12 protein-coding genes are annotated in these 14162 nt (G+C 31.3%); 4 read left to right on the top strand and 8 right to left on the bottom strand.

Going from position 1 to position 14162, the window contains the following annotated elements; all coding sequences use genetic code 11:
- Nucleotides 1–82: 82 nt before the first annotated feature.
- Nucleotides 83–490 (top strand): hypothetical protein, encoded by a 408-nt coding sequence (locus CELLY_RS00495; protein ID WP_013619685.1) that lies wholly within the window; start codon nucleotides 83–85, stop codon nucleotides 488–490.
- Between the two features lie 208 nt (nucleotides 491–698).
- The gene (locus CELLY_RS00490; RefSeq protein ID WP_013619684.1) at nucleotides 699–1121 is read left to right on the top strand and encodes an Hsp20/alpha crystallin family protein; all 423 of its coding nucleotides are present in this window, start codon (nucleotides 699–701) and stop codon (nucleotides 1119–1121) included.
- 100 nt (nucleotides 1122–1221) lie between these two features.
- Here CELLY_RS00490 and uvrB read toward each other — a convergent pair whose 3' ends face one another.
- Nucleotides 1222–3207 (bottom strand): excinuclease ABC subunit UvrB, encoded by a 1986-nt coding sequence (uvrB, locus tag CELLY_RS00485; RefSeq protein ID WP_013619683.1) that lies wholly within the window; start codon nucleotides 3205–3207, stop codon nucleotides 1222–1224.
- A gap of 134 nt (nucleotides 3208–3341) precedes the next feature.
- The gene (locus CELLY_RS00480; protein WP_013619681.1) at nucleotides 3342–6071 is read right to left on the bottom strand and encodes a T9SS type B sorting domain-containing protein; all 2730 of its coding nucleotides are present in this window, start codon (nucleotides 6069–6071) and stop codon (nucleotides 3342–3344) included.
- A 135-nt stretch (nucleotides 6072–6206) separates the two neighbouring features.
- Between CELLY_RS00480 and CELLY_RS00475 the strand changes: the two genes are divergently transcribed.
- Nucleotides 6207–6887 carry a hypothetical protein gene (locus tag CELLY_RS00475; protein ID WP_013619680.1) on the top strand — a complete coding sequence of 227 codons (681 nt, stop codon included), beginning with the start codon at nucleotides 6207–6209 and terminating at the stop codon, nucleotides 6885–6887.
- A gap of 15 nt (nucleotides 6888–6902) precedes the next feature.
- Here CELLY_RS00475 and CELLY_RS00470 read toward each other — a convergent pair whose 3' ends face one another.
- The 4 genes from CELLY_RS00470 to CELLY_RS00455 form a co-directional block, all read right to left on the bottom strand.
- Nucleotides 6903–7736, bottom strand: a complete 834-nt coding sequence (locus CELLY_RS00470) for an ABC transporter permease (RefSeq protein WP_013619679.1) — start codon at nucleotides 7734–7736, stop codon at nucleotides 6903–6905.
- A 27-nt stretch (nucleotides 7737–7763) separates the two neighbouring features.
- Nucleotides 7764–8666: an ABC transporter ATP-binding protein gene (locus CELLY_RS00465; RefSeq protein WP_013619678.1), complete on the bottom strand. Its 903-nt coding sequence runs from the start codon at nucleotides 8664–8666 to the stop codon at nucleotides 7764–7766.
- 86 nt (nucleotides 8667–8752) lie between these two features.
- On the bottom strand, nucleotides 8753–9229 hold the full coding sequence (locus CELLY_RS00460) for a DUF7507 domain-containing protein (protein ID WP_013619677.1): 477 nt from the start codon (nucleotides 9227–9229) through the stop codon (nucleotides 8753–8755).
- Between the two features lie 27 nt (nucleotides 9230–9256).
- On the bottom strand, nucleotides 9257–11203 hold the full coding sequence (locus CELLY_RS00455; RefSeq protein ID WP_013619676.1) for a DUF11 domain-containing protein: 1947 nt from the start codon (nucleotides 11201–11203) through the stop codon (nucleotides 9257–9259).
- A 170-nt stretch (nucleotides 11204–11373) separates the two neighbouring features.
- Here CELLY_RS00455 and CELLY_RS00450 point away from each other — a divergent pair, with 170 nt between their 5' ends.
- Nucleotides 11374–12459 carry a hypothetical protein gene (locus tag CELLY_RS00450; RefSeq protein WP_013619675.1) on the top strand — a complete coding sequence of 362 codons (1086 nt, stop codon included), beginning with the start codon at nucleotides 11374–11376 and terminating at the stop codon, nucleotides 12457–12459.
- Between the two features lie 59 nt (nucleotides 12460–12518).
- On the opposite strand, the gene CELLY_RS00445 is transcribed toward CELLY_RS00450, so the two are convergent.
- Entirely contained in the window at nucleotides 12519–13577 is a 1059-nt protein-coding gene (locus CELLY_RS00445) for a nucleoid-associated protein (RefSeq protein WP_013619674.1), read from the bottom strand.
- A gap of 54 nt (nucleotides 13578–13631) precedes the next feature.
- Nucleotides 13632–14144 (bottom strand): IS1096 element passenger TnpR family protein, encoded by a 513-nt coding sequence (locus tag CELLY_RS00440; protein WP_013619673.1) that lies wholly within the window; start codon nucleotides 14142–14144, stop codon nucleotides 13632–13634.
- Nucleotides 14145–14162: the final 18 nt, after the last annotated feature.

Genomic DNA, 14162 nt, shown 5'->3' with positions numbered 1-14162 from the left:
TATGTATCAGTTATACAATTTATGAACCATTTCTTGGATGTTTTTTATAAAATGCAGTATATTGCCGCTAATAAAATTAGCTATGTCTGTAAAAACCAATTATTTAAAAAAACTAAGTATATTATTAGATTTAATTGATTTGGCAAAGGTTGACGGCCTAGTACAATCTGAGTATGACTTTTTAGTAGAAGTTGCAGAAGATTTAGGTGTAGATGCTGTTGTTTTAGATTCTCTTTTTGAAGCAAAAATAGAACGTATAAAACCAGGTACAGAAGCAGAAAAAATTAGTCATTTTTTTAACCTAGTTAAATTAATGAATGTAGATGAAAAACAATCTATATTAGAAATTAATAAACTACATAAATTAGGTTTAGGTATGGGCTTATCTCCAATGGCCATACAACAAGTATTATCTATAATGCATAATTACCCTAATAAAGAGGTTCCATTAAATGTTATAGAGCAAGCTTTTAAAGCACAGCAGAACTAATATAACTCCTTTATTGCTATTTTTTTTCATAACTGTGTCTCCTTTTTTAGTTAGGTACAGCATAATTTGGCGTGTATAATATTTAAACCCTGTCCTTTTGTCATATACACACCAGTTATTTATGACAAAAAGTCATTAATTTATGGTTGGTATATAATTTGAAAAGTAACTTAACAAGAATAATTATTAAAATTTAAAATTGTTAGTTATGAGTTTAGTTAAAAGAAATACAGTTTTTCCTTCATTATTAAATGAAATATTAAATACAGATTGGTATGGTGGCTTAGAGAATAATACATCTAATACAGCACCAGTAAATATTAAGGAAAACGAAAAAGATTACACTTTAGAGTTATTAGCTCCAGGTAGAGAAAAAGAAGATTTTAATATAGAAATAGATAAAAATATTTTATCTGTATCTGTGTTAGATGAAAAAGTTAAAACAGATGTAAACGAAAAGTTCTCATTAAAAGAATTTAGTGTAAAAAGTTTTAAAAGAACCTTTAGTTTGCCAGATACTATAAATGAAGATAGTATTAATGTTACCTATAAAAATGGAGTTTTAAAATTTACGTTACCTAAAAAAGAAGAAGCATTACCTAAGCCAAAAAGGTTAATAGAGATTGCATAATAAGTTTAAAATATTGTTTTATACGCTAGGATAAAGCAATATTAGATTTGGTTGGTTAGTTTTTGTAAAGTGCCCTAAGTAAAATTACTTAGGGCATTTTTTATTTTTCCTGTAAAGCTTTTATTTCATCTCTTAATTTAGCGGCTTCCATAAAATCTAATTCTTTAGCAGCTTTTTCCATAGCTTTACGTTTTTCACGTATCATTTTATCCTTTTGGTCTGTAGTTAAGTAAGCCATATCTGGCTCTGCAGCTCTTGCTTCTTCTTTTTCAAAATGGTAAGTAGAAACTGAATTTTGTGACAAAGCACTATCCAAACTTTTATTTAAAGCCATAGGCTTTTTGTTATGTTTAGTGTTGTAAGCAATTTGGCGTTCTCTTCTGTAGTTTGTTTCATCAATAGTTTTTTGCATACTAGCTGTAATTTTATCAGCATACATAATGGCTTTACCGTTTACATTTCTTGCAGCTCTACCTACAGTTTGTGTTAAAGAGCGTGCACTACGTAAAAAACCTTCTTTATCCGCATCTAAAATAGCAACTAAAGACACCTCAGGTAAATCTAATCCCTCTCTTAAAAGGTTAACACCAATAAGTACATCAAACAAACCTTTACGCAAATCTTGCATAATTTCTACACGTTCTAAAGTATCTACATCACTATGTATGTAGCGGCAACGTACACTAATTCGGTCTAAATATTTAGCTAATTCTTCCGCCATACGCTTAGTAAGTGTAGTAACTAAAGTGCGCTCATCTTTTTCTATACGTAAGTGTATTTCCTCTACCAAATCATCAATTTGGTTTAAACTAGGTCTTATTTCTATTATAGGGTCTAGTAAGCCTGTAGGTCTAATTACTTGCTCTACATACACACCACCACTTAGTTGTAACTCATAATCTGCAGGTGTAGCACTTACGTGTATTACTTGGTTTTGTATCATTTCAAACTCTTCAAACTTTAATGGTCTGTTATCCATTGCAGCTGGTAATCTAAAACCATATTCTACTAAGTTTTCTTTTCTACTTCTGTCACCACCATACATAGCGTGTACTTGTGGTACAGTAACGTGACTCTCGTCTATCACCATTAAATAATCATCCGGAAAATAATCTAATAAACAAAAGGGTCTAGTTCCCGGTAGTCTACCATCTAAATATCTAGAGTAGTTTTCTATACCAGAACAATAGCCAAGTTCACGTATCATTTCCAAATCAAAAGTAGTACGTTCCTCAAGACGTTTAGCTTCTAAATGTTTTCCAATTTCCTTAAAATAATCAACCTGTTTTACCATATCTGCTTGTATAGCATGTATGGCATTTTGTAAAATATCTGGCGATGTTACAAACATATTAGCAGGGTAAATATTTAAATTTTCATATACCTCTAATACTTTGTTGTGTAATGGGTCAAAAGCTTCAATTTCTTCTATTTCATCACCAAAAAAATGAATTCTAAACGCATGATCTGCATAACTAGGAAAAACATCTACCACATCTCCTTTAACTCTAAAATTACCATTTCTAAAATCTTCAGTAGTTCTAGAGTATAAACTCTGTACCAATTGATGTAAAAATTTGGTTCTAGATATTACCTGGTCTCTTTTAATAGAAATTACATTTTTCTGAAACTCTACAGGGTTACCAATACCATATAAGCAAGACACAGATGCAATAACAATCACGTCTCTACGGCCAGACAATAGGGAAGAAGTGGCACTTAAACGCAATTTTTCTATATCTTCATTAATAGATAAATCCTTTTCTATAAAAGTTCCCGTAGTAGGTATATAAGCTTCAGGTTGGTAATAATCATAATAAGACACAAAATACTCCACAGCATTCTCAGGAAAAAACTGCTTAAACTCAGAGTACAATTGCGCAGCCAACGTTTTGTTATGTGCTAAAACCAAGGTAGGTTTTTGTACCTTTTCTACCACATTTGCCACCGTAAACGTTTTTCCAGAGCCTGTAACTCCTAGTAAAGTTTGGTGTTTTTCTCCTTCATTTACCCCTTTAACCAACTCTTTAATTGCTTGTGGTTGGTCACCAGTAGGTTCAAATTTTGATACAACTTTAAATTTCATAGATTAAAAGTAACAAATACCGCAATAAAAGCATACAAATAAGCAATGTATTTTGGGCGCTCGGGCGGGCTTTACGCTATACTCCGTTTTGCTTTAGGGCAAATACGTGGTGCCGCTTCAATCCCTAGCGCAGCTTATCGTTTTAAAGAAAAATGACCATTAAAGTCTCTGCCATTTTCTAATTTAGCTCTAAACCAATAATCAGACTCAGGAGCAGGAATACCTTTGCTGTCACCATCCCAACCATTAGAGCTAGGATCTATTTTAGCAACAAGTACACCATACCTATCAAAAATATAAATATCACTTTTAGCTAAAAAAGTAGTGCTTATACCGTTAATTTGCCACGTATCATTAATAGCATCTCCATTAGGAGTAAACATTTTAGGGTAACCAATTACAGAAACACTATAAGGAGCTGTAGTTCCACATCCTTTTTTATCTCTAACAAATACCTCTAAAATACCAGCAGGTACATTTGTAAAAGTGTTGCTATCTTGGTAAGGTCCACGGAGATCTAAAATAGCATACTCATAATCACCATCTCCAGTAACAATAATGCTAATGCTATTATTGTTACTTAAATCTTTAACCTCTACATTAGTAATAGTAGCAATGTTAGATGGCGTAACAACAAATTGCTTAGAGTTTGTACAGTTTTGTGCGCCGCCATTATAACTGTACCCAAGTTCTAATCTGTAGTTTCCTATAGTATTAATAACAGTATTAACAGAGCTAGATATTAAATTTTCTGTGCCATTAGCTTCAATTTTAAACCATTGGTAAATATCATAACCTGGTTCTGCATTAAGCTCTAAAATAGGGTTATCTGTGCACAAATAATACTCATCATTAATAATAACTTGTGGTGTTGGCTGTACAATTAAAGTAATTTCTTCTACACCTTGGCATTGGTTGCTAGCTTCTAATCTTGCATATAGTGTAGCACTAGTAGAAATGTAATTTTCACCAGAAATTGGGTTTAATTCTAAAGATGCATCTGTGATAGATGCATAAAAATTAACTTCTAAGCCTGGGTAGTCTAAAGTTTTTATATCTTCTAAATTAAAAGATCCAGTAACCTCTGTATCTAAAGGATTAATATCACAAGCATAATAAGGTAATTTAGTTGGTAAGCTGCTAGTGGTGGGTTGTACCTCTAAATAAAGTTCTGCATACACAACACAGTCATTTTCATTAGTAACACTAGTATAAATTGTTTGGCTTTTAAAGTTTGTGTTTGTAAAACCAACAGGGTTTGTTATAGGTAAATTGGCATCTCTGTCTGCAACAGAAGCATAAAAGTTAACCGTATTCTCTGCAATACCGTTAGAGATATCAAAACTAGCTTGCTCTAAATTAAAGCTAGCAAAACCATCTGTAGAATCACTGTCTAAATCGCACTGTGTTAAAGTGGTATTTATAGCAATAGGTAACGGATTTATATTTACTTGTGCTTCACCAATTATGGGACATTCAGCTGGGTCTGCAGGAGTCACTTCTAATGCATATTTTCCTACATCTGCTAATGTAGCATTAGTAACATTTAATACATTACTATTATTTGTTATTGGAACTCCATTTAAAGACCAAGTATACGTTGCTCCAGGAAGATTGTCTACTTCTAGCGTAAAGTTATCTGCCTCACAAATAGTTAAAGACGGACTGGTACTACCGTCTGTATTTTTAACCAAATCTTCTTTAGCAAAAAAAGACTGTATAAAAGGTGGCAAGCCTTGTGTTGCTAATTTACCTTGTAAATTAACGGCATTATGTTGGTAACCAGCTGCTGTGCCAATTTGGTTAGGGTTATTAATAACGCCTAAATACTGTGTTCCTTGGTCATAATTAGTAGCAATGGTTCTGTATATTTTACCATTTTCACCTAATTGTAATGCGCCACGGTAAATATCTCTGTCATCTAAAACAACTTCACTAGCAGAAATACTAGGAGCCATTAAATTGTATTGTAAAAGGTTAGATGTTTCTGTGGTTAATCCTTGTTGAGCATTGTAGGTGTGTACGTAAAGCAACTCGTTGTTAGGCGAAAACTCTAGACCGTATGGATCTTTATTTGGAGCATTAATGTTTATGCGTTGTTCATTTGTAAGTACACCAGTGTCAGCATCAAAATCATATAAATATAATCCCTGGCTAACGTTAGCCGATGCCATTTTAGTACCATCTGAAGATAGTTTTAAGTAACCTCTTTTATCAGAAATTAAACTACTTACTTTAGATTTTACAGATGTGGTTACCACGCCAGTATCATTAACTTCAAAGGCGTGAAAAGTATCAAAAATACCTTCACTACCATCATTAGTTGCATAGGTAATAACCCAAACAGACTTATCAAAACAATCTTTAAGAACTGCTGTAATTTTCTCTGAGCAATAATCTAACAGTCTAACGTTTTTAGAGGTTACCGCACCTTTTCCTCCATCTAAAGACATATCTACAGTAGAGTAATTAAGGCCATAATCAGGGTCTGCTTCAAAAACACTAGTATCTACAGTAAAAATGTAAAAAATATTAGTGTCTTTTTGGTTGGGAACAATCAATGCAGATTGCGAGCTAGAAGGATCACCATACAAGCCCGTACCATTCTGCATTATTGTATGGTCTTTTGTAAAAACACGTATGCCATCAGTATAAAATAATAAGTTCCCAGTATCATCAGATATTGTTGCGCAACCTTCTGTTGTATTTAATTTACCATCTGTAACGGCAGTAACACTACCATCATTATTAAAGCGTAAGCCAGCACCTTCTCCAAAATACCAATTAGAAGCCTGAGTTTGACCAAAAGAGAGTAGGGGCAATAGCATAGCTATTGCAAGGAGTAGTTTTGTGGTTGATTTCATAAAAGCGTTCTCTAAAACGCTTAAATATACTTATAAATCTCGTTTTTTTAACATAAAATTATATATTAATTATATGAATGGTTTGATTTTTGTAAGAAATTTATAGTATTATTAAAATTATTAAAAATAGTCATTATGAAAAAATCAATAACCAAATTAAAAACACTATTTATTGTATTATTTATAGGTGTTCTACATTTAGAGGCTCAAGTTTCTGATGTTAATTTAACAAACTTGTATAGTAGAATGACTGTTGCGTCTTTTGATAGTTCTTCATCAAACGATATTAAAGGAGATAGTTATATAGTAGATGATTTTAGGCCAGCTAAATTGGCAAAGGATAAAAAAACATTTTTTGTAAGGTATAATGCTTATAAAGATGAAATGGAAATTCAGCGAGGTAATGATGCTTATTATTTATCTCGTTTTTATGACTTACCTATTACTTTTATCGGTACAAATGAAGTATATAAGATGTTTGATTATGATAAAGGAAAAAGAACAGGTTACTTTCTTTTGCTAAATGAAGGAGATAAAATTTCATTATTATTAAAACAAACAATTAAATTTTATGAAGCTCATAAAGCCAAAACTGGTTATGGTAAATCTGAGCCAAAAAGATTAGAGAGAGAAGATGATGCTTTATATTATTCAAATAAAGAAAACATTGCAGTTAAGTTACCAAAGAAGAAAAAAGATATTATGGGATTATTTGACAGCAAAGAGAAAGATATTGAAAGCTATATAAAGCAAAATAATTTAAATTTGAAGAAAAAAGAAGATTTAATTAAACTTTTTTCTTTTTACAATTCGTAAATTAAAAAAGCGAGATTATAAATCTCGCTTTTTTAGTAATATGTATGATAAATATATAAAAATAGCGGTCCAACATAACACAATTAGTAATTGTAAAGGTTGCACACTATAATCTCTAGAGATATCCTCACCAACTTGCTTTGCGGCAGATTTTATAACATTTAACCTGCTAAAAGGTTCAGTTATTGTACTCCACATAGATCCAAAAGGGAAAAAACTAGTTACATTATCTGCTAATTCTTTAGAATATTTAGAAGCTAAATAAGTGTACGGAATAATTTCTGCTCCAATAAACCAGATAAATAAAAAGCCTAGAGCAAAAGCAGAGCGTTTTACCAAAATACCTACAAAAAAGCAAAAAGAGAAAAACCCAATAAGCTTTATAAAGTAGGCAGCTAAGTACTCTAAATCAGAAAATATAATAGAAAACTCATTAAAATCAGAATATATTAATCCTAATAGCAAGGATATTAAAAATATAAATATTGTAGAGGCTAAAGAAAATACTCCTATTGTTAAAAATTTAGAAAGTATCAACTCTTTTTTTGATAAACCATCTATTAGGTTTTGTTTTATAGTCTTATTACTGTACTCATTAGCTATCATAGAAACTATAACAATAGCTAAAAATACCTTAAGAAAAGCAGCCATAAAGGTGTTAAAATGCCAAATGTATGGGAAATTAAAAATACCAACATCTGCTATATGAAATTTTAAAGGGCCAAAATCTACTTTTATCATAGAAATACCAGCAATGAGTATCATTAAAATAAAATAAGATAGTATAAGAATTTTACTAGCTCTGTTGTTCCATAGTTTTATAAATTCTATTTGTAGTAAACGTAACATATTTTTAAGTTTTTTTGATTGTTGTAATTAGTTAGATTGGTTTTTTGTAAGCTCTAAAAATTGCTCTTCTAAGCTTTCTTTACGTTTTACTAAATGAGATAAAATTATACCATTATTATGCAGTTCTTTATTTAATTCTGAAGCATTCATTTCAGCTTTTAAATCTGCTATAATTAAACCATTTTCTTCTCTAACATTACTAAAATTAGGATTTAGTTTTAAAAATGATAAAAGTGCTTCATTGTCCTCTGCTTTTAACTCAAAAAAGCCATAACTAACAATCATTTCATCAACACGACCAGAATATAATTTTTCTCCTTTTCTTAAAATTACTACGTGGCTACACACTTTTTCTACTTCATCTAATAAGTGAGAAGCTAGTAATATGGTGGTGCCTTGAGCAGCAATAACCTTTATAATTTCTCTAATCTGGTGAATTCCTTGGGGGTCTAAGCCATTTGTTGGCTCATCTAAAATAAGTATTTCAGGATCATTAAGTAGGGCAGAGGCTATAGCTAAGCGTTGTTTCATACCTAAAGAATAGGTTTTAAACTTACTGTTTTTACGATCTAAAAGTCCAACTAACTCTAGTTTTTCTTCAATTTTAGACTCATCTACTTCTTTAATTTTACAAACTAGCTTTAAGTTTTGTACAGCCGTCATATATGGGTAAAAGTTAGGCCTTTCTATAATGGCTCCAACTTTTTTTAATGCTTGGTGTGTATTTGTATTCCCATCAAACCAACTAAAATCTCCAGATGTTTTATTTACTACATTAAGTACAATACCAAGAGTAGTAGATTTGCCACTTCCGTTTGGACCTAATATGCCATAGACATTGCCTTTTTCAATAGTAAAAGATAAGTCTTTTACAGCGGTTAAATACCCGTATTTTTTTGTTAGATTTTGAACTTTAAGAATTGTTTTCAAAAGTAGTTGGTTTTATGATTGTTATGGTCATATGACGAACTACTATAGAATTTGTTACAAAGTCTTACAAAAAAGGTTTGTAAAATTTAGTTTAGCTTTACTCTGTGGGTAATTTTTCTGTTTGTGATTACTGTTTTAGGTCTTCCTAAAATTACAATAGTAACATCATCTGGTTCACCATCACTATTAGCATCAAAATTAGTACTATCACTTGGGTCATCAGAGGTATCTGAAATACTAAAACCATTTGGTAATTCTGCTTGAGCTGTAGCACTATTTGTTACCATTAAAGCCATTAGCTCTGAATTATTTATACTATGTGTTAATGTAAACCTTGCAGATGCAGATGGGGCTAATGTAGCAACAGATGCCGGACTAATACTACCAGAATCTGCAATAGGGTCTGATATAGTTACATTAGTTAGGGTGTTTGGTCCATTATTGGTTACAATTAGTAAATACGTAATTTGCTCGTTTAAAGAATCATACGATCCGTCTGGTGCAGGTAAAGCAACTTTTGTAACAGTAACTTCATTATTAGTAATGTTAATTGTTTCAGACATATCATCACTAGTAGTATTACTATCTACTTAGTCTTGGGAGTTGGTAACTGTATTGGTGTAAGATGTTGTACTAGAATTAAAAGGTAATTCATCTGCCTTAACTTCTAAAATAATAGATACCAATTCTCCTTGACTAATAGTTCCTATTGTCCATTCTGGAGCAGACCAACTTCCTACGCTAGGACTAGCGGATAGTAATGTTAAACCAGCGGGAATAACATCTGTGATTTTTAAGTTGGTAACATCATTAATACCAAGGCTTTCTACTGTTACTTTAAACTCAAAAACATCACCTTCTAAAACAGAACTTACATTGGCTGTTTTTTTCACAACAATATCTGGTAAACAGTAATAAGCAGCTATTGGCTGAGAGTCATAGGTACAACCACCTTTGGTTACCCTAACAAAATAATCTCCTGCTTCATTAGGTGTGTAGCTAGAGAATATTGCACCAGGCACAGCTGTTCCGTTTTGAAACCATTGATATGCATCAAAATTTGCATCAACAACTTGTATTATAGAACCAGGTAAACAGCCACCACCAGTTACTTGTAAGTCTACTTCTGGGACAGTATCAAAACCAGAAAAATAGCCTGCAATACCTCTTGCACCATTAAAACCTAAAAAACCTACGGCAATAGGTCCTGTAGATTGTACAGAAACATTACCTGTTAAGTTAGGAACATAAAAGGTTTTCCAATCTGCAGATCCGGTAACAGTTGTGGCAGCAGGTAAGGTAACATTTCCATTACCATCTGTTACAGTAATATTACCGTCTGGAGTAGAGGTAGAAGCAATTATTGTAACACCACCATTCATAGTAATACCAGCGGCATCTTTTATATCTGGAATATTATCTAGACTATCTGGAAGCAAACAGTTTACTGGAGCAACAAAGTTTAAACCTACTGTAACTATAGAGGTACCACCAGCTAAAGATTGATAAGCATATGCATCTTTAGAAGTTGTTACAAACATATTGCCACCAGCTGCATTACTAGAATAATAGCTATCTGGAATTTCAAAATAATCTCCGTTGTTTATAGTAGCAATAGGTGTTGCAGATCCATTAACAAATATATCAGTACTATTTTGTGTACCAATAATTATTGGTTTTTCTGTTTCGTTATTACCATTACCACGAATAAAAACATATTCTTTTCCTATTTTATTTTGGGGTACAGGCTGGTCTATTGCAGCATCTCTACTAGAATTATTGTTTCTAACACCAATGTTAAGTCCACCGTTACTTATAACAATATCTTTGGTAGATTGTAAGGTAGCACCTAACCAACCATCAACATTTGCAGTAGTTTGTTTAGTGTATGCTTCAAAAACAAAAGATTCATTTGCGTTTAAAGTTATTTGGTACGTATCATCTGTAATGCCTCCGGCATTATTTCCTAACCTAAATTCACTGTTAGGGTCATAGCCAGACAAGGTTATTACTGTGTTATCTTCAGTAGCCATAATACCTAATGTACTTGTTAAACTATTATGGTTTCCTCTATTGGGTATACCTCCCCATTTAAAAATTTGTCCCATTGCTTGCCTACCTTTACTTGTAAGCGAAGTAGATTGAGAGTTAGAACTACCTCTATAATTTACATAAAATTTTTCTCCTCCAGGAGATTCAAAACGTAAACCACTTTGAGTTAATACAATACCTGTATTTGCATTTTTTACTAACGTAATGTTATTATCTCCATTTGTTAAGTTGTATGTTACAGGAGCGCCATTAGAAAGGGTTAAAGTAGCTATGGGCGCAGCAATTGTACCTTGGTAAACGTTTACCGTAAAGGCAGCAGTTTCTGGAGTAGATAAATACACAGCCTGTTCCCTTACAGCTTGGTTATTTCCTCCTTGTTTTAAAGGTGGTAAATAGTGTAAATCACTTAATTGAGCGAAACCAAAATAGTTAAATGTTAAAAATAATAGTACGCTTAGTCTTTTAAAGGATTTAATATAATTCATTATCTATATTGTAAGTAAAACAAATAAAGCTATTGTATTCCTAATTTCTAAATATATGTTGTATATATGCTACTAGTTGTTGTAATATGTTAATATTGATAGTTAATAAATGCTAATTATTTCTTTTTTATCTCAACTTATTTCCTATTTTTATTAAAAACGAAAAGTACATGTCAGATGAAAAATTAATGTCTAAAAAAAAACCTGCTTACCCGGTAAGTAGTCATTTAGACGCCTATTTAGAACACTATAATAGAAAAATGAAAATACCTATCTTCTACGAAGATTTGTTGCGTTTTGCTGGTTCTGTAGTTGTTTATGATTCAGATGATAACGATACTTTATGGGTACGTGTATATTACTCTGAGTTTGATAGGGCAGAAATAGATTTGAGCTTAAAAAAGGTGTATTCTATTTTACTTTCTGATGGTGGAGATAACATAATTCAGTACTTAAATATTGATGCTGTAGATTTTTGCACTTTTGGAAACTCTAAGCCTTTTAGAATAAAAGTGCGTAATATTTTAAATGATAATTTCACATATTTTTATATTAAGAAGACTGATGCATCTAGAATTTACGGCTTAGAATTGGAGCACATGCTTTCTCCATACAATTTAAACTTTTTAGTATACAAGGACACCTTAATAGAAGAACACATATCTGGTATTCCAGGAGATGTTTTTATAAAAGATATGCTGCCAAAATGTACAGAGTCAGAAAAAGCACAACTAGCTAAAGAATTTGTAAAGTTTAATGAACGTTGTATGATTAGGTTGTTGGGAGATATGAGATCTTACAACTACGTAATTGTTCCTGTGCATGATTTTGACCATGTTGTTTACAGAATAAGAGCAATAGATTTTGACCAGCAATGTTTTGAAGGAAAATTAAAAGTATATAGACCACAGTTTTTTAAAGAAAACTTTCAGATGGTAGAATTGGTGCGAAAAAAACTTTTAGTAAGCTCTGTAGACCAATACAAGTTAGAAGAACGATCTATAGTAGCAAAACGAATTAAAAGTTCTGGAAATAGAATTAAAAAACTTAGAAGTATTTGTAAAAAAGATACAATTTCTACTCCAGAAAATATAAAACTTTTAAGAAAAGAAATTTATGAATTAACCCTAGATATGCAGTTTAAAAAATGTCGTAAAATGGGAAGGGTTTTAGATTTAGCTCTGGATTTTGTTAAACGTAATTATGAAGATGTAAGTATGAAACAAATAATGGAGAATAGGATTAAAATAGATTAATATTATACTCCATTATTAGTAATGTTATGGTAAGCTAAAAACTACGCTATTAGTGGTTTTTAGTTTTTTTCTTCTTTGTTAAAATATACCAGGTAGTAGTACATTTGGCGTTCTTCATCCCAACCTTTTTCTACAAATTTCTCTGCAGATTCTGGGTTAATAAAGTCCATTTTTATTTGAATGTTAGTATCTAAATTAATAACATTTTTAATTTTTTTACGAACATCAGAAACTGCTTTGTTTGCAATATTAAAGTTTGATACGTCTTCTACACTAAATTTAGGCCCCTTTTCTACTTTATAGTGCTTAAACTCTGGTATTAACTCAGGGTTTTCCATTACCTCATTTAAAAACTCTGTTTCTTCAAAGTTATCATTTTTAGCAAAGTGGTTAACAGCCTTATTCATAAACAATACCTCTTGTTGTTTATCTTCTGCAGGTAAAACAACATCTTTAGCAAAGTTTTGACAAAATTTTAAATAGTTTTTAGTGTAAAATGTTTCATCTGCTAAAGCATCTACACCTAAAAAGTTTTCTAACCAATATTTGGTGTCATAACGGTTACTATCTACAGATAAAACTTTGTAACCTTCCTCTTTATGAGAGTTAAAAATAAGGCAACCCTTATCTAATTTATTAATATTTATACCTTGTAATATATTAATATCTATATTTTCACCATTTTCTATTAACTGAAGAAAATCGTGCTTAAGCTCGCTTTTAAAAATACCAATAGCATCTATTTTCTTATTGTCTAATAACACATCTGTTAGGTGTGTTACGTATAACTCTCCGCTTTTTATATGTGGGTGGTTAGACTGTTCAAAAAGATGAGTAGCAACTTTTTTAGAAACCGCATGACAACTTTCTGGAGCATCAAAAATTTCTGCTGCCAGCTTGTATATTTCATTAAACTCTACATCTACTTCATTTGTAAATTTAAAATAGTTTTCTTCTTTTTCTCTAAATGGTTTAAAAAAGTACTCTTTTAAAAGACCAGTAGTTTCATCATTTAAAGTAAACGGTTGGTTAGATAAAAATGCACCTTCGCCTTTATTTTTATTACCAACACGGTGTATAGAAATACTTTCTATTTGAGTAGAATATAAATTTATCAATGGTATCTAGTTTTATAATTAGTATTTGTAAAAGTATGTTATTTGTATTTAAAATTAGTTCCAATTTTCATCAAAATCTAAATCTTCATAACTACCTAAATCATCTGTGTAATTGTCATCAAAATTTTCACCTTCTGGGTTATCAGATTCAAAGTTTTTTTCAGGCGGACTATCAGGTAGTTCTCCAAAACTAAATAGCACATTTGGGTAGGTAACACCGTCTTCATTATCAACAATATCTGCTAGTTCTACAAAGAAAGTCCACATACTAAAAAAGTCGTACACATAAATAAGTTTAGGTGTTTTTTCAGTAAGTATATCTTCTAAAAATATTTCATTCATCAATTTAACATCAGAACCATTTTCACTCATATCAAAAAGAGCAATTTCTTCATCTTGGTTCCAATCTTCATCACAAGTATAAAAAGATGCCATTTCGCTTCCTAAAAAACCAAAAGCCTGTGTAATGGCATTGTGTAAATCTTCTAGTGTGTTGCTGTCTTCAATTTCTAAATCTCGGAACACATCATCTTTAGCATCTAAGATAATTCTAATTTTATAAATCATTTTTTAAATTTTGCGGGT

The organism is Cellulophaga lytica DSM 7489 (assembly GCF_000190595.1).
Lineage (GTDB): Bacteria > Bacteroidota > Bacteroidia > Flavobacteriales > Flavobacteriaceae > Cellulophaga > Cellulophaga lytica.
This window is presented reverse-complemented; position numbering and strand designations above follow the sequence as displayed.